Source organism: Psychrobacter sp. 1U2 (genome assembly GCF_051847575.1).
On record NZ_JBPYDC010000015.1, the window covers coordinates 14,129 to 39,196 of the forward strand.

General features: G+C 42.6%; 24 protein-coding genes and 1 pseudogene. 2 read left to right on the top strand and 23 right to left on the bottom strand.

Annotated features, from left to right (window positions below):
* Positions 1-17: 17 nt before the first annotated feature.
* Positions 18-863 carry a segregation and condensation protein A gene (locus tag ACS8FD_RS08515; RefSeq protein WP_439275413.1) on the top strand — a complete coding sequence of 282 codons (846 nt, stop codon included), beginning with the start codon at positions 18-20 and terminating at the stop codon, positions 861-863.
* A gap of 20 nt (positions 864-883) precedes the next feature.
* Positions 884-1,444 (top strand): SMC-Scp complex subunit ScpB, encoded by a 561-nt coding sequence (gene scpB / locus ACS8FD_RS08520; protein ID WP_439275470.1) that lies wholly within the window; start codon positions 884-886, stop codon positions 1,442-1,444.
* On the opposite strand, the pseudogene ACS8FD_RS08525 reads toward scpB, so the two are convergent.
* The 23 genes and pseudogenes from ACS8FD_RS08525 to ACS8FD_RS08635 all read right to left on the bottom strand — a co-directional run.
* Positions 1,434-2,021 (bottom strand): annotated as a pseudogene (locus ACS8FD_RS08525) (sugar transferase); the annotation flags it as partial. The gene scpB and the pseudogene ACS8FD_RS08525 overlap by 11 nt on opposite strands.
* A 153-nt stretch (positions 2,022-2,174) precedes the next feature.
* Entirely contained in the window at positions 2,175-3,320 is a 1,146-nt protein-coding gene (locus tag ACS8FD_RS08530; protein ID WP_439275414.1) for a glycosyltransferase family 4 protein, read from the bottom strand.
* A 217-nt stretch (positions 3,321-3,537) separates the two neighbouring features.
* A complete protein-coding gene (locus ACS8FD_RS08535; protein ID WP_439275415.1) occupies positions 3,538-4,716 on the bottom strand; it encodes a hypothetical protein in 1,179 nt (392 codons plus the stop codon).
* Between the two features lie 75 nt (positions 4,717-4,791).
* Positions 4,792-5,880: a glycosyltransferase family 4 protein gene (locus ACS8FD_RS08540; protein WP_439275416.1), complete on the bottom strand. Its 1,089-nt coding sequence runs from the start codon at positions 5,878-5,880 to the stop codon at positions 4,792-4,794.
* Positions 5,867-7,069, bottom strand: coding sequence for a glycosyltransferase (locus ACS8FD_RS08545; protein WP_439275417.1), 1,203 nt, complete (start codon positions 7,067-7,069; stop codon positions 5,867-5,869). The genes ACS8FD_RS08540 and ACS8FD_RS08545 overlap by 14 nt, the downstream gene beginning before the upstream one ends.
* Positions 7,062-8,171: a glycosyltransferase gene (locus tag ACS8FD_RS08550; RefSeq protein ID WP_439275418.1), complete on the bottom strand. Its 1,110-nt coding sequence runs from the start codon at positions 8,169-8,171 to the stop codon at positions 7,062-7,064. The genes ACS8FD_RS08545 and ACS8FD_RS08550 overlap by 8 nt, the downstream gene beginning before the upstream one ends.
* Positions 8,161-8,994, bottom strand: coding sequence for a formyltransferase family protein (locus tag ACS8FD_RS08555; RefSeq protein ID WP_439275419.1), 834 nt, complete (start codon positions 8,992-8,994; stop codon positions 8,161-8,163). Before ACS8FD_RS08555 ends, ACS8FD_RS08550 begins: the two co-directional genes overlap by 11 nt.
* Entirely contained in the window at positions 8,991-9,941 is a 951-nt protein-coding gene (locus ACS8FD_RS08560) for a polysaccharide deacetylase family protein (protein ID WP_439275420.1), read from the bottom strand. Before ACS8FD_RS08560 ends, ACS8FD_RS08555 begins: the two co-directional genes overlap by 4 nt.
* A 132-nt stretch (positions 9,942-10,073) precedes the next feature.
* On the bottom strand, positions 10,074-10,973 hold the full coding sequence (locus tag ACS8FD_RS08565; RefSeq protein WP_439275421.1) for a glycosyltransferase family 52: 900 nt from the start codon (positions 10,971-10,973) through the stop codon (positions 10,074-10,076).
* 88 nt (positions 10,974-11,061) lie between these two features.
* Positions 11,062-12,132, bottom strand: a complete 1,071-nt coding sequence (gene pseI / locus ACS8FD_RS08570; protein WP_439275422.1) for a pseudaminic acid synthase — start codon at positions 12,130-12,132, stop codon at positions 11,062-11,064.
* Entirely contained in the window at positions 12,122-12,829 is a 708-nt protein-coding gene (locus ACS8FD_RS08575) for a formyltransferase family protein (RefSeq protein WP_439275423.1), read from the bottom strand. The genes pseI and ACS8FD_RS08575 overlap by 11 nt, the downstream gene beginning before the upstream one ends.
* Complete coding sequence (gene pseG / locus ACS8FD_RS08580; RefSeq protein ID WP_439275424.1) at positions 12,786-13,907, bottom strand: UDP-2,4-diacetamido-2,4,6-trideoxy-beta-L-altropyranose hydrolase; 1,122 nt, start codon at positions 13,905-13,907, stop codon at positions 12,786-12,788. Before pseG ends, ACS8FD_RS08575 begins: the two co-directional genes overlap by 44 nt.
* Positions 13,904-14,608 (bottom strand): acylneuraminate cytidylyltransferase family protein, encoded by a 705-nt coding sequence (locus tag ACS8FD_RS08585; protein ID WP_439275425.1) that lies wholly within the window; start codon positions 14,606-14,608, stop codon positions 13,904-13,906. Before ACS8FD_RS08585 ends, pseG begins: the two co-directional genes overlap by 4 nt.
* Entirely contained in the window at positions 14,602-15,357 is a 756-nt protein-coding gene (locus ACS8FD_RS08590) for an SDR family oxidoreductase (protein WP_439275426.1), read from the bottom strand. Before ACS8FD_RS08590 ends, ACS8FD_RS08585 begins: the two co-directional genes overlap by 7 nt.
* Positions 15,354-16,253: a Gfo/Idh/MocA family oxidoreductase gene (locus tag ACS8FD_RS08595; protein ID WP_439275427.1), complete on the bottom strand. Its 900-nt coding sequence runs from the start codon at positions 16,251-16,253 to the stop codon at positions 15,354-15,356. Before ACS8FD_RS08595 ends, ACS8FD_RS08590 begins: the two co-directional genes overlap by 4 nt.
* The gene (locus tag ACS8FD_RS08600) at positions 16,250-17,134 is read right to left on the bottom strand and encodes an aldo/keto reductase (protein ID WP_439275428.1); all 885 of its coding nucleotides are present in this window, start codon (positions 17,132-17,134) and stop codon (positions 16,250-16,252) included. Before ACS8FD_RS08600 ends, ACS8FD_RS08595 begins: the two co-directional genes overlap by 4 nt.
* Positions 17,127-18,296 (bottom strand): UDP-4-amino-4,6-dideoxy-N-acetyl-beta-L-altrosamine transaminase, encoded by a 1,170-nt coding sequence (gene pseC, locus ACS8FD_RS08605; RefSeq protein ID WP_439275429.1) that lies wholly within the window; start codon positions 18,294-18,296, stop codon positions 17,127-17,129. The genes ACS8FD_RS08600 and pseC overlap by 8 nt, the downstream gene beginning before the upstream one ends.
* Positions 18,297-19,295 (bottom strand): UDP-N-acetylglucosamine 4,6-dehydratase (inverting), encoded by a 999-nt coding sequence (gene pseB / locus ACS8FD_RS08610; RefSeq protein ID WP_439275430.1) that lies wholly within the window; start codon positions 19,293-19,295, stop codon positions 18,297-18,299.
* 208 nt (positions 19,296-19,503) lie between these two features.
* Positions 19,504-20,802, bottom strand: coding sequence for a DUF4910 domain-containing protein (locus ACS8FD_RS08615; protein WP_439275431.1), 1,299 nt, complete (start codon positions 20,800-20,802; stop codon positions 19,504-19,506).
* Positions 20,803-21,085: 283 nt separating this feature from the next.
* Positions 21,086-22,174, bottom strand: coding sequence for a glycosyltransferase (locus ACS8FD_RS08620; RefSeq protein ID WP_439275432.1), 1,089 nt, complete (start codon positions 22,172-22,174; stop codon positions 21,086-21,088).
* A 53-nt stretch (positions 22,175-22,227) separates the two neighbouring features.
* The gene (locus tag ACS8FD_RS08625) at positions 22,228-23,214 is read right to left on the bottom strand and encodes a phosphoribosyltransferase family protein (RefSeq protein WP_439275433.1); all 987 of its coding nucleotides are present in this window, start codon (positions 23,212-23,214) and stop codon (positions 22,228-22,230) included.
* 179 nt (positions 23,215-23,393) lie between these two features.
* A complete protein-coding gene (locus ACS8FD_RS08630) occupies positions 23,394-24,425 on the bottom strand; it encodes a glycosyltransferase family 2 protein (RefSeq protein ID WP_439275434.1) in 1,032 nt (343 codons plus the stop codon).
* Positions 24,426-24,486: 61 nt separating this feature from the next.
* On the bottom strand, positions 24,487-25,062 hold the full coding sequence (locus ACS8FD_RS08635; protein WP_439275435.1) for a GNAT family N-acetyltransferase: 576 nt from the start codon (positions 25,060-25,062) through the stop codon (positions 24,487-24,489).
* Between the last annotated feature and the right edge of the window lie 6 nt (positions 25,063-25,068).

Genomic DNA, 25,068 nt, shown 5'->3' on the forward strand with positions numbered 1-25,068 from the left:
CTAGTAAGTCAATAAAGATGTCTTTAACGATTAGTTTAGCGCCTGATACCGCTTCTGATTTAGCCAACCAAGGTTATGTTAATGCGTTTGATACCACGCTGCGGATTTATCAAACGCCAATAGCAAACCTGCCAGAGGACTTATATGTGCCGCCTGGGGCGTTTGCTATTTGGCTTGAGCAGTTCGCAGGACCGTTAGATTTTTTATTGTATTTAGTCAAAAAGAACAACGTCGATCTAACGCAAATGGATGTTTTGCCGATTACTGAGCAGTATTTAGCTTATATCAGCGAGCTTGATAGCGATCATTTTGAACTTGCCGGCGACTATCTGCTGATGGCGTCGACTTTGATTGCGATCAAGACAGAGCTGCTACTACCAAAACCGCAAACTCCAACTGATGAACGTGACCCAAAAGCTGAGCTGATTGAGCGCTTAGAGGCCTACGCGCAAATTAAAGAAGCTAGCCGGCGTTTAGATGCCTTAGTTCGTCTTGAGCGCGATGTGTTCTTGGCCATGGTCAGTCTACCTAGCACGGACGTCATGCAAGCTGAGCTGCCTAGCTACTCGCCTACCCTGCTGATCGATAGCTTATTTAAGATGCAGCTGCAGCCCGATTATCAAATGCATAGCATCAAAGTCGATGCGGTGCCCCTATCTGATCGGATCGCTAGCATCAGTCGCCAATTAAGCACTGGCAGTGCTCGCTCCTTTTATCAACTGTTAGACAAATCTCAAGGCAAAATCGGCGTGGTAGTGAGCTTTGTAGCGGTATTGGAGTTAATGAAACGGCAATTGGTTGGAGTGATTGAAAGTACTAACAATGAAAATAGTAATCAGCTCCAATTAGAATGGTTGATGTAATGATAAAGAGCGAGCCTATCATGGCGGATAACAATAATATCAATGATGTCGAAAAACTTAGTCGTCATATAGAAGTATTGCTGCACGCCTCAGACGCACCGCTTACTGATAAGGCTTTACGCAAGCATCTGTCTGTATCTGTTACAGAATTGGAGCAAGCCCTAGCGGAGTTACAACAGCGCTTAACCTCTAGTGTGTTAAGACTTCATAAAACCGCTAGTGGCTATCGTTTGCAAATCGCTGATGATTATAGCGCGCTCATTCAGCGGGTGTTTCCACAGCGGCAACAGCGTCTTAGTCAGGCGCTACTCGAGACGCTAAGCGTCATTGCCTATAAGCAACCCGTCACTCGTAGCGACATCGAGTATGTGCGCGGCGTGACCTTATCTAGTAGCCTGTTAAGACAGCTGTTTGATAAGGGCTGGATTATGGAAGACGGCTATAGAGACACTTTAGGGCGTCCAGCCCTACTGCGTACTACCCTGCAGTTTCTGGACGCTTTTGGATTGACAACTTTGGACGAGCTGCCACCAATGCCGAATTTGTCCGCGATAAACGACGCGGCTTCGCATTACCCGTGAACCGGCTCATGGTAGCTTCTCCTTCTGCACATATACCATGCATGCTAATGACCATCTTCACCGTCTTGATCAATATAATTAGATCCAACCACAGCGTTCGGTTATCAACGTACCAAGTATCAAGCTCAAAGCGCTTTTGCCAACTGATACTATTGCGACCATTGACTTGCGCGTAACCTGTGACCCCTGGCAGCACCAAGTGCCGACGAAACTGTTCTGGGCTATATAGAGGCATATACTCCATAAGCTGAGGGCGCGGACCTACTATACTCATCTCACCTCTAAGCACATTCCATAGCTGTGGCAATTCATCAAGACTAGTAGCTCGAAGCTTTTTACCAAAGTCAGTTAACCGATACTCATCAGCTAATAGCTTGCCTTGGGCATCTCTTTCATCACTCATCGTGCGAAACTTATAGATTTTAAAGGGTTTGCCATTGAGGCCGGACCGAGTTTGACGAAATATAACCGGCGATCCAAAATTTCTCTTAACCTTGTATGCTACCAACAGATACACAGGTAACAGTAAAATTAAGACCGTGAGAGCAAGACTGAAATCGAGGGTTCTTTTAAACATAGTTATACCTCATCAGTTTTTTAACATCTCCTAAAGCCGCTACACCTCTTTTTTAATCAGCTGTATCAGAAAATGTAAATGTGAAAATAAAGAGCAATTAGATTCGATTGTTCTTAAAACGATGACTCATAATTTCGTTATATGGTGAAATCTCTAATCTAAGCCCATCTCCGCTATCATATGACTGTTTACTTTGTTGACGTCATACCTATCTACCGCAATGTTTCTGGAAGCTAAGCCCATTTGTTCATACAGATTGGGATGGTCTATAAACTGGCGCATAGCATGTGTTAATTCATTAATCGCTTGCACAGGAACTAAATAACCATTTTTGCCAGAGACCACCGTTTCTCTACAGCCAGGAGCATCGGTGGTAATAATTGCTCGTCCCATGGACATGGCTTCTAACACCGAGCGTGAGGTGCCCTCGCGATAAGATGGCAATACATAGACCGAACTTGCTGCGATAGCAGGACGAACATCGCTAAGTTTTCCCCAATAAGTGATATCACCGTTCGCTATCCACTGATCTAGCTGTGCCTGCTCAATCGCTGCTGGATTGTCATCTATCCAGCCCACAAGATGAAATTCAGCATTACAGTGATCTTTTTTGATTTGTTTGGACGCCTCAATATATTCCAACACCCCTTTGTCCTTGAGTAGTCTTGCAATCAGTAAGAACGAAGGTTTGACGCGATTGCACTCATCCCTAGGTAACGGCAACACCTCAAAGTCCTGTAGATCAACTCCTGAGCCATTGACCACTACCGTTGGAATAGTTGACTGCACTATATTTAGTTTTTTGAATAAATTTAAGTCATCTTTATTTTGAAAAAACACTTTAGAAGACTTAGCTAATGCTTGTTGATACAGCGCGTGTACCAATCTTTGGAAAACACTACGCTTGTTGGTTTCTTCTACTTGCTGGAAGGTGTACCCTAAGCCCGATATCAGCACAAAACGATAAGGTACTTTGGCAAGCCAAGCAGCTAACGTTCCATACACCACGGGCTTAATGGTGTAAGCAAGTACGTATTGTGGTTTGATTTTATTTAGGATCTGATAGCTGGCCAAAAGCGTCTTTATATCTTTTATTGGATTAGTTCCAACCGGCTGCATAGTGATCTGATGAACGTGATAGCCAAGGTCTTTGAGCGTTTTATGATCTGTGGCGTAGTCTTCTAAAGCAGGGGCAACGACATGTATCTCATAGCCTAGTTGAGCAATAGACGCCAAAAGCTTGCCTCTAAAATTTAAGACATGAGGCAAATAGTTAGCAAATATTAAAAATCTTTTCATAGGAGTCATAATGTCTTCAACTTAGTTTTTGAGTCATATTGAAAGAACAGTTGTGAGGGTTATTATTAAAACCAATACTCTAAAACTCATCTCAATGTATATATTCATATATTTAAATATATGAATATACTATAGGTAATATTTCTAAGGATTACAATAGAAAAGACATAAATAATATTTTATTTATGTCTTGAGAGAGAAGTTATTGAGAAGTTTTTTAATCTATCTTAGTGGACGGGTTTTGTTTAGAAGGGTTTTTGTTTTCGAATAAAGTGCGGATTTCGCAATCGGCGCAGACGAATAATACATAAATCACTACAAATACATAGCGGTATCGAACCGCGGTACCATAGTTTGCAACAACTAAGCCGTAGACTGACATCGATAGCACCATAAATAATAACCAAAATGCTAGTTTATCAGGGCTTTTTAACCAAGCTTTACGCGTTATCAGAAATAAAATGGCAAGAATAAATAGATTCTCAAAAGATTGTAATAATTGTAAGCCGTTACTCGCTTCCCAAACAAAGGGTTTTGATAAGAAATACAGCCCTGAGGTTAATCCTTGAAAGACAAAGTCAGATGCTCCTGAGATAAGACTGATCTTATCTGGATCACCGCCATCCTCTACAAACATAGCGACCCTAAACTTATTTACTAACGGAATAGCAACAGGAGCGGAGAGCAGCAAAGCGGCAAGACTGATTGCGCCGATGATCAAAGCCTTGACCAAACCCATGCCTTTTTTTGCCACATTAAAAATAAAGTACATCAAGACAATAGGCGCTAAAATATAAAAATTCTGAAACTTAATCAGATAGACGGGAATGGTACAAAGAGCGCTTTTGATAAACTTGGATTCACGAGCAAAAACGATCGATAAAATCATAAAAAAGAATATTGGCGTTTCTCGTAAGCTCAAAGCAGTATATAAAGCAACGCTTGGAAACAGCAGATAGAACCATACGGACACCTTAGTAAAGATATTTTTGACATACAAGACAAAGAATAAAACGATATAAAGAAAGGTATTATAAAACCCTAAACTAATGGCAGAAACGGGGGTAGGAAATGGCATAAGGGCAAAAAAAGCACTGGCTTGCAACACGTTTTCACCACTTGTTAGCGCCTCCATAATCCCTATATCGCCCGTCCTTATCGCATTAACTCCGCGCCAATACCGGAACTGATCGCCCATGTAAGACGTACTAAACAGTACATCATTTAGGACGAAAGGTAGAAAACAGTGTAAGGCAAGAATAACTTGATAATTAGAGGGCACCTTAAACTTATAGCCAGCAATCACAATCAATAACAAGCACATCAAAAAGCTAGGCAAATCAAAAAGCCTAATTCCTAAAAATCCATATGAATAAATCCAGTTTAGGTCTGTCATTAGATTTTCTCTATGTTGTTTTTTGAATATTGTAAATATTAAGTAGACTAACTATGATTGAAGCGACACTCTATATCATCTATGAGAGACACATTGAAACACGTCTGCTAATAAAGGCGCCTGCACCTGTAAAGAGTAAAAGTCTCTCACTGATTCTTTGCCGGCATCGCCAAGTAGTTTTCGCTTTTCTTTAGAGTGTAATAATTTATTCAACGCTCTATCCCACTGCTCTAGGCTATTGGCTAGATAACCACACTGGCAGCTGGTTATGATATCTACGTTAACTCCGACAGGACTCGCTACTACTGGCTTAGCGCAAGCCATATATTGAAGGAGCTTATAACCACACTTCCCTTTCTCCCACGGACCATCTATCAGTGGCATAATCCCAATATCAAATTGCTCAATATAGCTCGCCTCTGTGTTCTCACTCCAAGGAAGTATCTCAACCTCTAGCCCATTGAGCTGATCTTGCATTTGCTGAGTAGCACCGACCAGATGTATCTTAAAACCGACTTTCTTTTGCAGCTCCAAAAACATATTCTTTAACTCTAAAACATATATTTCAGTAGTTGGCGAGCCAATCCAACCTATGATAGGAATTTCGTTATCAGTTTCTAGCGCTTGATAACGACTGTGATCGAGTACCGTTGGGATGGTAACGACGTTTTTACTCCCTGATTGTACTGCACGCTCTGCAAGATAAGTATTCCCCACGATAACTGTAGCGGCATTATGCATAACTTTATTAATTTTATTCGATAGCAACAGCCTGACTACTTTATGGTTCGAGAGATCATAATGATGAAAAACAGCATCATCATAATCAACCACATAGGGCTTGCCTATTTTGGCGATGAGAGCTTCCGCCCAAGCTGGCAGGTAAGGAAAAAGCTCTTTTTCTATCCAAATAACATCATACTTCGCTACAGCAAATAGCCTGTATAGCCTAGTCAGATAGCGTTGCAATACTTTGGCGGTAGAGCGACCCTTGCCAGCATACAACTGATGTAAATAGTCACTGTCATAAAGTGGAAAGACATCAACCGTTATTTTTTTATCTTCTAAAAAGGGTAAATACTGCATAGAACGTAAGCGACTACTAGCGCCCATACGCGTATGCCTAGAAAATAGAGCCACTTTGAGTACTTTATCTTTTTTCATGAGAGGTTAGCCCCCTATAGATTTGACGATAGCGCTCAGCGCCTTTATCCGCAGAGAAATAATCCTCAGCAGCATGTCTACAGCGTTGACTTAGGTCTTTGTCTTGATACAGGATATCTAGCGTTTCTAACGCCTCATCGATAGAGTGCTGACTGCCATCTTCTATAACGACGCCGACTTGATACCTCTCAATAAGGCTTGCCATATCCCCCACACCGCGATTACCGATGACCGGAATACCGCGAGCCAAAAACTCTCCTAGGCGAGTAGGCGCTGATCCTAACTTACTAATGCCTGCGGTAAAATATAGTAATCCGGCTTTGATATCGGCAATATTTTTTGCAATATCATTCGGGCTTGAGCTTAAAACCTCTAACTTTGAGGGCTCGATCTCATACTTTTGCGCCATTGTCCGTAGTATCTGCGCTGAATCTCGGGTCACAATCTTAAAAGTCGCGCTCTTATCTTTTTGCAATTGCGTTTTTAGCGATAAAAACAGCCAGTCTAAGTGATACCAGCCACTGATGACGGTGCCCATAGTGCCCAGTTTTTTATCTTCTATGGCTATGGTAGATAACTGAAATCGCTCCAAATCGACACAGGTGGTAATGACAGAGAATCTCTGAGTACTTAATTGCGGCTGTTGTTGTTGCAAATAGTCAACCGCCGCTTCGGTAAGGCTAACCACATGCGCGGCATCTTGGAGCAGCTTAGTCTCTAACCATGTCAATACTTTATGAACGATGCTATGGCGAGCTAGACGGCCGGCCTCCATCATCTCCTCAAGCCACAAAGCGCGCATATCAAAAATGAAAGGTACTTGGGTTTGTTTACCCACCACCCAAGCCGCTATGGTTGGTATATAACTGCGGCAATGAATATGGTGTACGCGATTAGAGCGCGAAAACTGCCAAGTGTAATAAAGTAGAGCTGATAAATCCCATAGCGTCGCTAATAACCTGGGTTTGTGGTGATAGGTTTTAGGCTGCCAGTTGATGCCATAGTGCTCACACTCTGTTTTTAGCGCTTGCAGCTCATCAGTCTTTGCTAGATCCGCAGCCTTCTCAAAACTGATGATAGTGAATTGGTACTCATCAGCGAGACGTGACAGATAAGCCAATATTTGCGAGCGACCTAACGGCTCAAGTAGGCCTGTATAAGAGAGATAAAGCACTTTTATTTTAGACATAGTTATTTATCCCCTCAGGAAACATGACGTCTAAATATTGATTGACTATTTTTTCTAGCGAGAAGTCAGCGGCTCGGTTTTTTAATACTTGTCCATCATGTGGTTGTTGTAAGGATTCAAGCATGGCTTTTGCTAACGCGTCAACGTCGTCAATGGGTACTAACGTGCCGTATTTTCCTTCTGCAAGAATTTCCCTCGGACCAGACTGACAATCGGTAGAAACTACAGGAACACCGACACTCATAGCCTCCACTATAACGTTGCCAAACCCCTCACAATTAGACGATAAAACAAATAGATCTGCTCGTATATATTCAGCAGCGACATCTTTTTTAAAACCAACCAAAGTCACATAGTCCTGTAAACCTAGCTCTGCAATCAACTTCTCAAGCTTACTTCTTAGCTCTCCATCGCCGACGATGACTAGTTCAGCATCGATGTCTTCTAAAAGCTTAGCAAAAGCTTCAATCAGTAAAGCTTGATTTTTTTGCCATTTAAGTGAGCCGACATTAATAACTCTACAACGTTCTCTATTAGTGCTTTTTGCTGTCTCGCCTGCTATGGGCATATCGATCGGATTATGAATCACATTAAACTTAGTGTTAGAAAGCCCTGCCAACTGCTTGATATCTGCTGCCACGCCATTAGAAACCGCCAAGCGCACGTCAGCTAAAGGGTAGACCCATTTGATAGTTTGCGCTAATACCCTCTTTCTACGCTTACTATATTGAGCAGTTGAAAGCGACAAAGTTGTGTGGTCGCTGACCACTACACGCCCACTACACCTTGATAATCGAAATGCAATAGTGGCTATCACAGTTAACGGCCACATAACCGCAATAAGTATCTCAGGATCATTGTTTTTTAAGTATGACAAAAGAGGCGCAAACGACCCTCTTATTTTTTTACTATTGATATCAATGACACGAACCTTTTCATCTAAAGTGTCCAATAACTCACCTTGTTTTTGAATAAGGATCATATCGACTGCAAAGCCCCGTTGAATAAACGCAGTAGATAAGCTTACAAACACCTTCTCAGCCCCACCGCCATCGAGGTTCGGCAAGAATATGGCTATCTTTTTTTTAGTATTAGTGCTCATGTTCGCGGTCCCCTATGGTGAGAACGTCAAGACCTTGAATCTTTTGTAGCTTATGGACTTTATAATGAAGCAAAAAATTACCATAAGCACTAGCTACCTTCGCTGCTGTCCATTGTCTGCTATAAAACACCCGACCGCTATCAATGTCATCTTGACTCACATTGGGTAGAGTCTCATTGCGTGTAAAGCTTGCAATCGCTTGCATAAAAAGATCATGCCCGTGTGTCATCACCTTTTTGTGTAGCTGTAGCAAGCTCTCATTACCGAGTAGCGGCGTTCTTTCAGTCCGTATCAAATTACCGCTATCTATCCCCTCATCTAGCCACATAACGGTATTACCTATCAGCTGAAATTCATTGTTTGCTAAGCACCAGTTAGTACAGTTAGGGCCGCCTTTGACATAAGGGGAAAGACCGGTATGCAAGTTCATTATTTTGCCGCTGCGAGTAATTCTTTCTATTAGCTCAGCAGTTAAAAGGTTAGTTCCTGAGACGACGACTAGCTCAGGTTTGATTGCTGCGACTAAGTCTACAACGGCTTGCACGTTGACATCATCAACCACTAAATGTTTAACAGAAGTCAGTCCGTTGAGATCCTGTTGGAAGCTCGCCTGCATTTTTCGCCAAGCAACGGTGAGCGGTAAAGACAGTAGTTTTTTTATTCCTTGAGATAAGAGATGGCTTTTTGCAGCCCTTTGTGCCGGACTTTTTGCAGAGTTGTTTTTATTAACAATGACTACCGCATCTAAAGCAAAGGCCTGATTAATGCGTTCACATAGATACTTATGATTAGGCTGATCGCCTATGAGCGCTATAATTTTCATGTGATTAAAGCCCTCCTACCAAATGATTTATACTTCGCTTCATCCATAGTATGAGCGTCAAAAGTAAACCGATTAAACACCCCGCTCCTGCTGGTACTATATTTATTCCCTACCAATAATATATGGTCAAACCCTTGCTCTTTGGCCTGATGTACTTGCTCCTGTGTCGCGCTACCATTGGGAAAGGCGTAAATGTTGCAATCAAGCGACAGCTCCTCTGAGAAATATGTTTTACACCTTTTTAGATCCTCTAAAAAGTATGCTTCATACTGGTTTTCCATCGATAGATGCTCATAAGAGTGAGCACCGATTTCATGTACAGCAGAGATCTCTAAGATATCTTTTTTCGTCATGGCTGACGCACATAGAAACTCTGGATAATTCAACAAAAAATCTAGTAACATTTCTCTTTGCGGGATAAACTGCGCTGCTGGCAGATATTTAATCGCAAAAGATGCTTTTCGCCCTACCTCATGTCTATCCCCATCAGTATCTATCTCTAAAGGTATTTTCTTCAGTAGCTCGTTAGGCGCTTTACCAATAAAATCTTGTAGTAGCACATTGACAGGAGGCAACCCTGTCTCAACGCTATAAGGAATGACATTTTGATTGACGCGTACCTTATGTTTATCTAGTACTGGCACCGCATAGTCTATAAAGTCTTTATAGCCATCATCAAACGAGAGGATAAGCTTAGGTTTAGTGGTTTCTATGTGTTCAAAGTCAGCAAATAAACAGATATGGAACTCTTTTTTTAGGTAGTTAATGAGCTCATCAAATAGCGCTGGTGCTAACGCATTATAGGTACTGCCGTTATTAGGAGAGACTCTATGAAGATTCAACACCGTAATTACTTTATTGCCCACTAGTCTTTTTTTTCTAGCACGCAATCTAGCCGTCGTTGTCAATGTACGAAATGCGAGGGTCTTGAGCGAGTCATTTTTCATTGTTTGAATCTCTGTCGTTATTTATTAAATTCACTTACCCTTATATACTTTATACCACAAAAAACGTGCGGATATTTTATGCAGGCTTTGGGACAACTAATAATTCGTAATGATTATTCACTAGCTATTGAGCTAATCATCACCTAATAAGTCAATAAACTTAATATCCTTATGATTTCTCAATGAATAAGCAGCAGTGGTATCGTAGTGATAGACAGTTAATTGGTCTTTGCTAACGCCTTGCATATAGTTTAAAACCGCCTCTGCTGGACTATTAAGCCTAATGACTTTTTCGTGGTTTAACCAAAGCTTTTCGCGCGGATGCATGATATACAAATCGGTACTATCCACTAGCTCAACTGCTTTTTGTCTTAACTTCGTTTGCTGGCATTCATTAAAGTCTTGAAAGGCGGTTCCTAAAAGGATAGCGCTAACCTGTGCTGGCAGCTTATCTAAATCTCTTTGATCTAATAGCTTGCTCCAATCCCACTGCAGCGTCATTACTCTATCTTTTTCGACGATGTTTTCTAAATCAGCGAATACTGTATAGTGCCGTTTACTCCTAGATCTTAAGTACTTAGCGCCGCCTTTCGGAAATAATAGTTTAGAAAGCAGCCCTTTAAGACCTGGTCTAACCAAAGGCGTCTCGCAAAAATACTTTGAATGCTTTAAAACGTTATAGGAGCCATCATCAAAAGTATTAATCTGCGCAAAAGGAAATAATTTGGCGGCGAGTGCAAAAGTAAAACTATCAACACCAGCCAGAAAAACCTTCCCTTTTGTCGAAGACGCTATCATCTGCACCAAGATATATTTAGCAACGTTCTTTAAAAACTTATCATTAGCAAATACATCTATACTAAAAACCGCATTTTTTTTAATTGTATCGTAGGTCGCATAAACTTCAGGCGCATCTTCGTTTTTATGATCAAAATAACAAACAACTAAGATATAAGGACTTACTTTTTCAACACTGATAATTTCTTCTATAATCAGAGATTGCAGTCTGGTTCTTACCATAAAAATATTCATCTTAATCACCCCTTATTTCACCACCTGCTAAGCTTAATAATTCTGCTAATTTCGCCTTCTAATATGAGATATGTGTATTTATTACCGACTACATCTCAGACTCAAATAGCCCCGCTATACTATCGCTAGTCACCGCGGTATTCGCCTCGACGTTTTGTTTAAGCCTTCTTCCTATAATCTCATGCAGGTATTTCGGCGCTAAGCCAAAGCCTGGGCGCACGCTACGTATAGAGTCCTCAGTTATAATGTCGCCTTCATCTAGATCTTTTATAAAATATAGTGAGCGCCGAAACTTGGTGTTGGTTTTTTCACTGGCTTTTCGGCTGTAATCTACCTGCCCAAGCGCTTGCCAAGCGGTTTTACTATCACGGCACAATTGATTCAAACCTGCAGGCTCTAGCGAAAAGCTATCATCAGGACCACCGCCATAACGATCGAGGGTAAAGTGCTTTTCAATGATGGAGGCGCCAAGGGCAATGCTAGTAATCGCTGTGGTGTTATCCAAAGTGTGATCAGACAGACCTGTGACCAGCCCAAAGCGCTCAATCATATCTACTAGGGTACGTAGGTTATAATCTGCCGCAGGCGCAGGATAACCGCTGACGCAGTGTAAAATAGCAAGCTGCTTACAGCCGCCGATACGCGCCGCCTCTATCGCCGCCTCTATCTCCTCGGCATTGGCCATGCCCGTAGACATGATCATCGGTTTGCCCGTACTCGCGACATATTTAATCAAAGCTAAGTCAACGACTTCAAAAGAGGCTATCTTATAAGCAGGGGCCCCTAGGTCCTCTAATAGATCGACAGCAGTATTATCAAAAGGCGAGCTAAAGATAGTTATACCAAGCTTACGAGCATAATCAAAAAGCGGCTTATGCCAGTCCCAAGGGGTATGAGCCCATTCGTACAAATCATATAAAGTGCGCCCGGCCCACAGCCCCTCTGTGATCTGAAAATCTGGTAGGTCTGACTTCAAAGTAATAGTATCTGGCCTATAGGTTTGTATTTTTATAGCGTCGGCGCCGGCGCGTTTGGCCGCCTCAATAATACGCAAAGCCACCTCTAGCTGACCATTATGGTTCGCTGACATCTCGGCGATGATATAAGGGGCTTGCTGAGGGCCTATAACCCGGCCATTGATACAAATATTACTCATCATTTACCTTCTCCAAAGTCATCTTATATCGCTTCCCATATATGTCGAAGTACGCCGGAAAGCGCTCAGGATCACAGACTCGAATCTTATCGAACTGACTTGCTATACTCTTAAAAGGATCAATTACGCTATCTGCTGGGGTACGCTTTGGGTAATACGTCGGTTCTATATTTGGGTCTTGTGGCTTAGCTAAAACACTAACAAAGTTATTAATAGCGAAGTTAATCAGCTCAATCTCTTTTGCAAATAGCAGCTCGTTTATCTCGTTCCATAGCGCATGTTTGGGAACTTGAAACCTTAACTTTTTCCATATTTTGCCACTATCGATCTCATCTTCAGCTTCCAGCAGGCTCAGTGTCAGCTCCTCTTTACCCTCTAAGATGCTCCATATATGAGGGCTCCAACCTCTGTCTTTTGGTAAGTCGCTGGCATGCAGTACTAGGCAGCTCATATAATCTTTGCGCTCTTGGCTAGTGAGAATCTCTGTACAGGAGAGCAAAAATAACAAGTCACCTCCGGACAGATCTTGTTTCTGATGTACTAGCTCTATCTCATGCTGACCATTGTTCTCTTGTATCCACGCAGATAGATAGACATTGATAGGATGTCTTGGGTCACTACATAGGAAACTGATTTTCATAGTATTTCCTTTATAATTATCGACATAAAACCCTTGCGAGACGTGATGCTCCCAATCCATCAGTAATGCTGCTCGCCACCCTACTCATCTCACGCAGCTTAGTTACAACTGACGCTATACAATGCCCAAGTGCTAAAGGCTCAGATTCTAGTAGTGCTAAATCAAAGCGCTGTGCAGCGCCTGCCTTTTCTAAGGCATCAGCAATACCTCGTTGATTATCTGCTAGTACTAGCATAATCGTCGGCAGTCCGAGACAGCATCTCTCCCATGAGGTCGACCCTGCCGCGCCAATAGCCAAATCACTATTGGCCATAAGCTCAGCCATATTATCTACTGCTACCTTCACCGCCGTGGGCCACGGCATGATTGCGGCTTGCTGCTTTACTGCGGCAATCGATGGCGATGTCGAACCCATAACCACAGTAATGGCGCAATGATCAGGTAACGCTTTGGTTCTCAGCGCTTTTAAGACTTTGCTGGTTATATTATCTTTATCGACGCCGCCTAAATTTATCAAAATACTTGCAAGCTTATTATGCTGTCGCTGCTCTAAGCTGTATTCTCGCCATTTAGCAAACTCAGGTCTAAGTAAGGCATACATAGATCCGCAAAGTAACTGACACTCTGCAGGAGTCAAGGCAGCATAGTCTTGTGGATTGCGGCCAAAGTTTTGGTCAAGTAACACCTCGCAAGCGTGCTGCCGGTCTGCCAGATCATCGATAACCATTAGCTTTTTGCAAAAGGGGTGCATTTCTTTCTCCCAGCTCGCATCTAAGGCGTAGTGATCAACGATGAGCCAATCAGGTTGTAGCGTCTCTACTACCGAGCGGCTAAGCTCAGCATCTCGGTGTTGCGAGCTTGCCAACCAGTGACTATGAGTAAGAGCCGACTTGCCTTGTGACTCAATAGCTACGTCACCTTCTAAAGGAAGTACGTAAACTTGATAGCCACGCTGCTGTAAAACCTCGATTAAGTTGCCCTTATGCTCGCGACAGATAAAAAAGCATTGAGCTCCTTGACGAGCAAGCTCATCAGCTAAGCTTAAGCAGCGCATTACATGACCGGAACCTATTTGGATAGAAGCGTCACAGCGGAACCCAACTTTGTAGCTTTGCTCTTTGATAGTGAATGTATTCATAGCGAGTACTCACTGGCTAGTACTAATGCCTGTGCCATCTTTAAGTCATCATAGTCGTCTATATCTATGGCGCTTTTTTGGGACATCGGCTCAAAGGTATGATTAGGTGAATAAAAAGTTCTATGAGTTAGTAAAGCTTGTGCTGTCGATATCCAAACCGCGCCCGTCGGACAATAAAGCTTCGGTAAGTCTTGCGAGCGCTGAGTTAATGCTTCAGAAAAAATTTGTGCAGGCCTGCCAATCTCATCAACAGTTGCCGCCCACCATGGATTCATCCAGCCATACTCAAAACAGCTGATCTGTGCGCTGCGCTGCTCGGTCTCAAATACCGAAACCAAGCTTTTTATATCTTCGCTGGTGCGCAGTGGACAGTTGGCCATTAATTGCACCACCACTTGGTATTGTTCTTGCCAATGAGCCATAGCTTGCCTCAAAGCAAAAATAGTGGCTTCGCTTACGGTAGCATAATCATCGGCGCAGCCGGTTCTGAAAAAAGGTACTTCAGCACCAGCGCGTCTGGACACCTCAGCTATCAGCGAGTCATCGGTAGAGACCAGAATGCGATCGAACAATTTTGACTCTAGCGCTGCTTTAATCGTCCACGCAATCATTGGCTGACCATAAAAATCAGTGATATTCTTCTGCGGGATTCGTTTTGAGCCGCCGCGAGCCGGAATAATAGCAATTCTAGGTTTCACCATAAGGTCCACCCGCCATCAGCTTGGATAGTTTGCCCATTAATCGCCTTACAGTGTGCTGAAATTAAGAAATCTAAAGGTCCTATAATTTCAGACTCAGCTAGCATGCGACCACTGGGTGTAAGCTGTGCATATCTGGCTGCAAAGCTCTCATCAACACGCCCGCTGACCCCGCCATAGGCGATACAATTAACCCTTATATCTAATGCGGCAAAGCGTACCGCTAGCTCCTTGGTTAAATGTATCAAGGCGGATTTGGCAACCCCATATTGAATAGGTGACTGTCTTGGATAGTCTGCGTATAGAGCGGGATTGGCAGCAACGATACCGTATTGCGAACCTATATTGGTGATGGTGACAAGCTCGCTTGGCTGCATATTGAACAGCGCCATTGACAGCTCATAAGGCACCACCACATCTAATAGATACTCGGCCAAAAAGTCTTCACGGCTACTCTGACCTAACGAATCCGTCTGTAAAAATGAGCGACTACGCGCATTATTAACTAAGTGATTGACGCGATACCCATCATCTTTAATGCGCTGAGCCAGCTCTAGCACCGCTTGCGGCTGGGTGAAATCCACTATGAGTGGTATCAAGCTATATTCATCAGCCAGCTCTTTTATTAAACTATCGGCATTATTTTGAGAAGTCGTGGTAAATAATACTTGCCAGCCTTTATGGGCAAAGTGCTCAACAAACTGCCTGCCAAATTTACCAGTACCGCCAGTAATCAAGATCGTCGCTGTCATTGGCAACCTCTCTCAAGCAGTTGTACTACCTTAGTATTAAACGCTCTATCTGACATTACTTTGTTTTCTAAGATACCTTGTATAAAAGCTTGCAAAGCGCTTTTAAAAGCTGAGAATGAATCGGTAAAGGTAAAGTCTTGCCAAGTGTTAGTACCAAATACTCTAATAAAGATTGGGGTTTGCACCTCACCTAGCGCAAAAAAGCTAGTTTGTATGCCACTGCTCCAACAAACCTTTAAACTACCTGAGCTATCACCTCTATTGGTAATAGGAACCGTCATCTCGATTGGCTCGTCTCCCTTGGACAGCATATTTAGCACCGGCTCGATGATATGAATGGCATATTTAGACCATGATTTTGGGGTAAAGGCGGCAATCTGTTTGATATCTCCGAGATTTTTTCTGTCTGCTGCGCTCAGTGCTAACTGCTCGCTATATCTAAGCGCTGAGCAGGTAAAAATTTGACCGGGATATTTTTCTAAAGCGTATAGCTGATTCAACTCATCAATAGATAAAGCAATGGGCTTATCTATATAAATAGGTAAGCCTGCCGCTAAAAACGGTGTAGCAATCCGCAAGTGATTATGAGCATCATCACGCGCCAAAAGAATGGCGTCGACTTGTCCGATCATATCCGTATAGCAAGACATAACTTGTTCGATTTTTGCCGCTTTGGCAATATGCTTAGAAAGCGCTATATCTTGTGTCCATACCGCAGTGACTTTAGCGCTGCTAATTTGACTCGCAGGCCAGTCCTGTTGCTGCAAATAGCGCGGTATGACAGGATAGCCACATTCTTCCATTGCCACGATGTCGTAACCATTAAAAATAGCACTCCACGAATAAGGGTGGCCGTTACCCTCAGAGGATCCTATAACGCCTAATCGCAAAGTCATAGCAGCCACCTCGACGGGTTAAGTAAACCCTCATCTGTAGAGTGTAAGCGCTCAGGAATAGCTATCTTAGGCAAATTAATAGCGGTAATAATCTGTTGCAGTTGCTGGGCATTGTCCACCCCAACTATGATTTTATCGATATCGACTTGCTGAGCTAGATAGCTCAGGCAGGCTTGTAATGCAGAGAGGTTTTGTTCGGCCAGCCAATCGTGGTAGGCCTTAACAAGTGGCAACCATGGCATAAAATATACTGGAATCTTAGCGCTCGGCATCAGTAAAAGACCTTGCAAAAAAGCCGATCTACTATGAATGGCAACGCCTGCTTTTTTGAGTTGGCTGAGCATACCCGTTTGCTCCATGCGCCTATCAAATAGACTTATAGGCGCTTGCACCACATCGAAATCAAAGCTTTTTAGCAGCTGAGATAACTCATTAGGAGCATAGACAGAGACGCCAATGTAATCGACTAACCCTTGGGCTTTGAGTTTTAGGAGTGACTGATATAGCGTCTCTCCAACTGCTTCAAGCAGCTGGGCTGGCCGGTGCAGTAATAAACCATGTAATTTATTGACCTGTAACCGCCTTAATGAAGTGCGTACTTGCGCTTCTACCCACTCGTCTATATTTAGACAATCACGCGGCACCTCAGGTAGCTTACTCACTATGTTGAATGGTGCCAGATTTTGCTGCCCTAACACTGCTTCACTATCACCATAGCTAATGGCAGTATCGAGCATAGTTATGCTGGCACCGCGAGCAATACCCAGTATTTCATGAACCATATCTCTAGAGGCTTTACCCGTCATATTGGCAACACCGTATGGCAGGCCGAATTGCGCGGTTCCTAGCGCAAGCTTATGACTGGGCGCTAAACTATACATTGTCTTCCCCCAGTATAGTTTTGAGTGACGAGCAAACCTGGTCTTGCTGCTTCTCAGTCAGCGCCGGATACATAGGCAAGCTCATCGCTTCTTTATAATAGCGCTCAGCTTGGGGAAACTGGCCAGCTGTAAAGCCCATCTGTTGATAATAAGGCTGCCTATGTACAGGGATGTAGTGCAAATTGACCATAATGCCAGCCGCGCGCATAGCATTAAAGGTTTCTAGATGGCTAGCGGTTTTGTTTTCTAAAGGTATGCGAATGACATACAAATGCATAGCAGAATAACTATCTGAGTGTTGCCATGGCAATATAATCGCTAGGTTTTGGAGTTGTTCATCATAACGCTCTGCAAGTTGATGACGCTTGCTAACGAACTCCTCTAGTCGCTGCATTTGCGACAAGCCAAGAGCCGCTTGCAGCTCTGTCATTCGGTAATTAAAGCCTAGATCTAGTTGCTCATAATACCAAGGGCCGTCCATAGCCTGTGTCATTAGCTGCTCGTCGCGGGTAATACCGTGACTACGTAGCAAGCGCAGTTTTTCAACTAAATCTGCGCGGTTGGTCACAGCAGCCCCGCCCTCAGCGCTAGTGACTATCTTGACAGGATGAAAACTAAAGATAGTAATATCGCTATAGCGACTATTGCCGATAGGCTCATCTTGATATCTACCGCCGATCGCATGTGAGGCATCTTCAATGACGCTGAAACCGTACTTTGTTGCCAGCTTAGCTATCGCTTGCATATCACAAGGTTGACCACTGAAATGGACAGGAATCACTATTTTAGGTAACTTACCCACTTTTTCAGCGGCGATTAGCTTATTTTCTAATGCAACTGCACAAAGGTTATAGGTGCGCGGGTCGATATCTACGAAATCCACTTTAGCACCGCAATACAGCCCGCAGTTAGCCGTCGCCACAAAGGTATTTGGCGTTGTCCACAGCCAGTCCCCTTGGCCCAAACCTAATGCTAGGCAGGATAAATGTAAGGCAGAAGTGGCACTGTTTACCGCGACCGCATATCGCGCATCACAAGCGTCTATAATGGCTTGTTCGAATGCGGGAACCTGAGGCCCTTGGGTCAAAAAATCTGACTGTAGCACCGCAACCACAGCATTGATGTCCTGCTGACTGATAGTGTGACGACCATAAGGAATCATTTATATACTCCCTATTTTTTCACGATTGATTTCCATCCATCCTTGTAGCTCATCATCTGTCATCCATTCTGGATTGCTATCACTGGTATAGACGAAACCTTGCGAGACTTTTTTGCCATCTTTGATACGTTTTGGACAGGACGCCCAATTATTTATCATAGGTAAGATTTTGAAATATTCAGCATACTCGTAGGTGTAGCAAGCGTCTTCACTACTAATCATCTGCTCATGCAGCTTCTCACCTGGACGGATACCTATTATTTGCTGCTTGGCCTCTGGAGCGACCACCCGAGCTAAGTCAGCCACTTTCATCGAGGGTATTTTTTTGACATAAATCTCCCCTCCGACCATATCCTCAAATGCGAGCCAGACTAACCTCACCCCCTCTTCTAACGAGATCATAAAACGCGTCATACGAGGGTCGGTAATCGGCACTACGCCTGTATCTTTAATCGACATAAAAAATGGAATCACTGAACCACGAGAGCCCATGACATTACCGTAGCGAACGATTGAAAACTTGGTACCATGCTCCGCAGAACCGCAATTGCCAGCGACGAAAAGCTTATCTGATACTAGCTTAGTCGCTCCATAAAGATTGATTGGGCTACTGGCTTTATCAGTAGATAACGCTACGACGCCTTTGACAGCTTTATCGATACAAGCATCAATGAGGTTCATAGCACCATGGATATTGGTTTTTACACATTCATAGGGGTGGTATTCTGAAGTAGGGACAATCTTGGTTGCAGCAGCATGTACGACATAATCGACAGTATCTAAAGCGCGGTATAGTCGCTCCTTATCACGGACATCACCAATATAGAAGCGCACTCGCTCATCACCCTTAAACTTTTTGGCCATCTCCCAATGCTTCATCTCGTCACGTGAAAAGATAATTATTTTTTTTGGATTATATTTTTCAAGGGTCATCCTGACGAAGGTATTACCAAAAGATCCTGTACCGCCAGTTATGAGGATGGTGCTATTACTCAACATGTAAAATCCCTCTACTAGTTGTCAGCTCGACAATGCACGATTTAACGTTTGTTTATCAAAATTCCTTTAACAAAACTATAACACATATATATGTTAAATACAGAATATATATGACAAAAATAAAATAACTAATATGCCTATTATCTGTAGCTAGTTTGCAGTATCAAAGACAACTGAATGCCTTGAGCTACGGTCTTTGCGCAAGTATTTAGTGAACGCTTTTTAGTAATTGCTCAGCTTTTAGTTGATTTATAATATCGTCAAGCTCCCACAGCGGTAGTTTTATTTTATCTGCTATCTCTAAGTTACTACTGACCCCATCACAATAGGCAAGAAAGTCCATCATATTCTGCACTTTAGCGCCCCCTTCTTTTGTGCCGATAGTCGGATACAGACCGCGCTTACCGAGTTGAGGCTCACCCAGTACCGTCGTGGTAAGCGTCTCATTGGCCTCAAGGCATTGGATAGCTTTTTTTAATACTCGATAACTACCAAGTAAGCCGCTTGCGGTTACCAACTCTAAATCATCTAAAGAGGTATGATACTCAGGATAGCAGCCATATTTGCTTCTCATAATAGAACAGACAGGTAGATCTATCCCGCTGCTACAGTACTGCCGCTCATCACTGCCTCTGTCTAAAAACGAATAACTTACATAATCAGGATGGGTATGGGCTAAAACGTGCTTAGCAGCTTGATCGGCTAGCGTATCGCCGGTTCTTGAAGACAAGTATGAATAAGCCCTATCATCACCTACGCAGGTAATATTAAAGCCAGCGATGATATTCTTTTTCATGGTTTGATAATGGCGGCTGAGGTAAGTAATAGAGCCGATGGTTTCAGGGATGATGATAATGCGGTAGGTATATCTTCTAGAGGGTAAGCTCAATAGCCATTTGGCTAAGAAGGCGGTGACGACTGGACCTGACAATTCATTATTGGCCATTGAAGGATGGCATAGATAACTGGATAACAACACCTCTTGCTCTGTGTCACCTGCTATGATCAACTCGCCATAAGTTAAGCTGCCCGCTGTTAATTCACTATCGATATATACTTGATAAATGCCAGGTTTAAGCGCCTCTCTTTGCTGCTCGGTGAGACAAAAGCCCCACCGCTCTTGATAGTATGAGGTAATATAAGGGATAGCATCGGGCTGATTGGGTAATGAATACAAATGGTTTTGCAGCATCTCAAGCGAGATCTCTTGATCCACTGGCATAGAATAACCAACAACGTGTAGGTTCGAGGCTTTAAAATCGCAAATTTTGTTACCATCGGGAGTGATAATATAAGCATCCCTAATGTTCCACTCTTTTGGCACTTCCCAATCAAAGCACTGAGTACCTGTGGCGACTTCGAAAAACTGTAAATCATCCAGTTGCACATCGTTTTTTATTATCGCTAAAGACTTACGAAAGCCATTACCCGTTATACTGCGACATATGGGAAATAGCTTTTTGCAAAGCCCATGCATGCTGATGCCAGTATCTATAACAGCTTCCATATGTCATCCTTGCTAGCTTGTAGTAATCACTACCTTAATAACACTGCATAAGCTTGTCGATTAAAAGCTTATCAATCACAAATTTTTGCTACACAAGTGATACTGCATCGTTTCGTTATTGTAGTATTTATATCCTTAATATTGCATATTATTGAGTCTATAGCTACTAATTGTCCGATTAAATCTTAATTTGATACTTATGTTTCTACCATTTCACCGTGATTACAAACAAAAATTGGTAAATTTCAGCTTTGCTAGAGGATATCTTTCATTGAGCTTTAACTTAAGCGATATTAGGAAACATAACAGCTAAATACTGAGCGGAGATCTTAGCCACTGAAAAGGTGGCGGCATGACGCTTTAGCGCTTCATGGTCGTGCTCCTGCTCTAATGATTCAAGCATAGCGTCAGCTAAAGCGTTGACATCCCCTACGGGAACTAAGGTGCCGTATTTCCCCTCTTCAAGAATCTCTCTAGGACCAGATTCGCAGTCGGTGGCGACAATGGGAGTTCCTGCATCCATAGCCTCGACGATGACATTGCCAAAACCTTCGTAGTCGGAGGACAGGACAAATAGATCAGCATGGATATAGTAGGCAGAAGGATCATTGACAAATCCGGTTAAAACAACGTCTTGTTGTAAGTTAAGCGACCCAATTAATGCCTCATACTCACCCCTCAAGTCGCCATCACCTACGATATAAAGCTTGGCTGTTACTTTTTCTCTGACTAGCGCAAAGGCTTTGATTAATAGCGCATGGTTCTTAACTTTTTTAAAACGCCCTACCGCTATGATTGCTAGTCCATCATTGACCGCAAAGGGACTTTTGGCTTGAAAGTTATTTAGCTCTATTTTTGAGGCGGGATTGTAGATAACCTTGATCGACTCTAAAGGTAGTGAAGATAACAAAGCGATGTCTTTAGCTACGCCTTTTGAGACCGCGACCACCTCATTACTCAGCCGATAAGAGAGCGCCATACTTCCTCTGAGACCCAAGTCATGCCACTTACCTTTAGGCTGATATTGAGCTGACAAAATACCATGCTCGCTGATCACACAAATGGTCTTTTGTAGACTCAGTTTAGTCGCCAGTGCAGCAACAACCGTCAACGGCCACATCGCCGCCAAAATAACCTCGGGTTTTTCTTGGCGAATATAACGCGTTAAGCTAGGAAGCAGCCTTCTGTATCTGGTTATGTTGAGCACAGTTACTCGAATATCTTTAGGAATAAGCTCAAGTAACCCCCCTCTTTTTGATAGCAGTAGGAACTCAACATCGTATTGAGACCGCCACTCCTTAGCTAAGATAAGGCGCATTTTTTCAACACCGCCCTCGCGCATATCAGGAAGAAGTATCGTTATTTTTTTCAAAGTAGCTCCGTATCATTGAGTTGAGCCTACAGGACTAGCATTCACTTAAGTTATTAGTTTCGCGTTAGCAATGTGTTATAAATTGGCTTAATGATTCTTTTTAGTGAGACAGGAAGCTTGATAGCGATCGAATGCTCCCACTGCTTTAACAAGCTCGTTGGCGACTTCATCAAGGCTCGGCTTAGAGTAGGATCGTACATCCGATTATTACCCGTACAGAAAACCGGCTTGCCTGTGGCGGTCATGATATCTAAAGCTTGCGCGGGCGCACTTTCTACAAAAAGATCGAGCCCAGACTTGCTATAGTAGTCAGCCTTGTGTTCGGAGTGCACGCCAAGCTTTTGACGTTCTTTTTTGCTAGGCAGATCTAGCATTATTAGCTCATCGTATTGTATATTGTGAGTATTGAGCCATTGCTCAGTCTGCGGGCGATATTTCTCTAGCCTACTAGTAACTAAAGCTTTTATCTTAGTGCTGGGTATATGAAGTGGTTTGGCATTCAACATGAAATGGATATAGTTGTCACCATCATCATTTTCGTCTTCTGTAGGATCAATACACAGTACGCCGTCTATATCTAAGCAAGCGTTTTTCATCAGCCTTGCATGAAAGATATTCCACTCAAAGACTCGCGGCCGTTTCACATACTCTAAATAGATATCGACATCAGGCTTGTTTTTTTTATCTGAATAAATGGCGCAAGTGGTGATACGGTTTTTAATGTTGTCTGGTATTCTTTGTAATGCTAGCTGCATCGCTTTACCGGTTACGATACTATCGTCTACCAATAAAACCTTTTGAGCATCAATAGCAAAAACGAGAGGCGTTTTTGTATTTCTAGATACTCCGGAAGTTAATTTATCGTTATTAATGAATGAGTCTAGACTGGTAACATGAACATTTAAATAAAGCCCTATCATATATGCTGGTATCATGCCGCTACGAGGAATACCGACAATCAAATCATAGTCTTCATCATTTAATTTGAATAAGTTGTTATTAATATCAATGGAGAGGTCTGCAAAAGATTTATAATTCATAGCTTTTCTCGCAAATTTTCAATATTATTTTGTCCAAATTCGATTAATATCCTGATACATATAAAAAATAGTTAACATAAGTATGCTATAGCGTTTACTTATTGTAAAGAAGTATATTCTTTATTTTGAATGTATTTCTGAGTTATGTCTAGTGCTAGCTGATATATGTTCCTAAAGCCTTAGAACCTAATTCTTAATAAGCCTAAGAACAGTCTTATATCTGTTCTTTGTGGACGCCTCATATGTTTAAAAGAGGCAAACCAGTTTTCTTTATATTTTTCAAAATTCCCCTGCTGCAAGTATCTATTAGCCAAATTAAGATGTATAGCAGTAGCTTTATGATGAACATACTGGCTATTACGAGGCTGCAAATAGGCTTCGAGCTCTTTTAAACTCATCAGCATTTTCTCGCTTTTTTTAAAGAACTTCTCATCATCACTGACTACCCTATTCGTCCAAGAACCCCTACTGCCAACGCGATATACGCTACAAGCCTCTGGCAAATAATGCACGCCGCCAATAGCGGTTATTGCCTCTAAAAAAAAGTCGCCAATGGGCACCTTATCAAAGAACTCAGGCATCACTGCCACTTTTTCTCTAGCGATTACCATAGAAGCGGTCGGGCAAAACTGCCCCGCTGTGGTATAAACTAATTTTGAGGGCAATACGGTCTCAGATTCTCCATGACTAGTAGAGACATCGGTGATTTGATTATCCATGCAGATATGGGCGCGGTGAATAGACAGGAAAATTTTAGGATTTGTGCGTAAAAATGAGACTTGCCGGTTGAGCTTATCGCTACAAGTCCAAAAATCATCGCCTTCACATAAAGCAATATAGTCCCCTTGCGCTCTTGGAAAGTTAAAAGTCGGACTGATTTTTATACCTTTAGAATACTGATTCTCAGTTTGATAAATAGGTTTTATGATATTGGGATATCTTTGCTCATAGTCGCGAATAATATCTGCGGTGTTATCTACGGACGCATCATCATGAATTAACACCTCAAAGGGATAGTCCGTTTTTTGCATCAAAAACCCATTTAAAGTATCGCGAATATAGGGCTCATGATTATAGGTAATACAGACAATAGACACTAAAGGCACGGTATAGCTCTCTTGCCAATGCGCTATTATTTCTGCTTCTGATTTAGGTTCAGGAGGTGATAAATTTATGTCCCTAACCTGTGAGCTATCTACGTTAGTGTTCACTTTACAATCCTTGTGATAAGTGCGGCAACTATCCTTTAGCGTAATCAAGCCTATAATCTGTCTACTGGTATATTTTAATCACTTCGTCGTAATCTTCTCTAATGACTGACATCAAAGTTAAATCTTGCGACTGGCCTGCTTTAAACACCGCTTTTCTCATGACTCCTTCTATTTTATAGCCACACTTTTCTAGTACTCGTATCGACGCTTGATTATTCAGTAAAACGCGCGACTCTATTCTCTCTAAGCCTAAATCGTAAAAGGCATGATACAAAAGGAGTAACGTAGCATGGGTGCCAAACCCTTTGCCCCAGTAGGCTTTGTTACCAATGAGCTTACCTGAATTAGCAGTTCGATTAAAAAAATCGATATTACTGAGGTATATATTACCGATATAGTCTTCTGTGAGTACGTCACAAATAGCTAGCTTTAACTGCGCCGGCAAGTCGCCCGCTTGCTGCACCCAATTCTTTTCAAACTCACTTGAAACAAAATAACGCCGACCGACTACCATGTCCCAGATCTCTTGATCTTGCCTCCAGGCGATAGAGGTTTGGTAATCCTCTAACTCTAAAGCTCTGAGATAAACCTTCATATTCTTTAGCATCATCACTCCCTGTGAGTTTGATCTGGTCATTGAGCG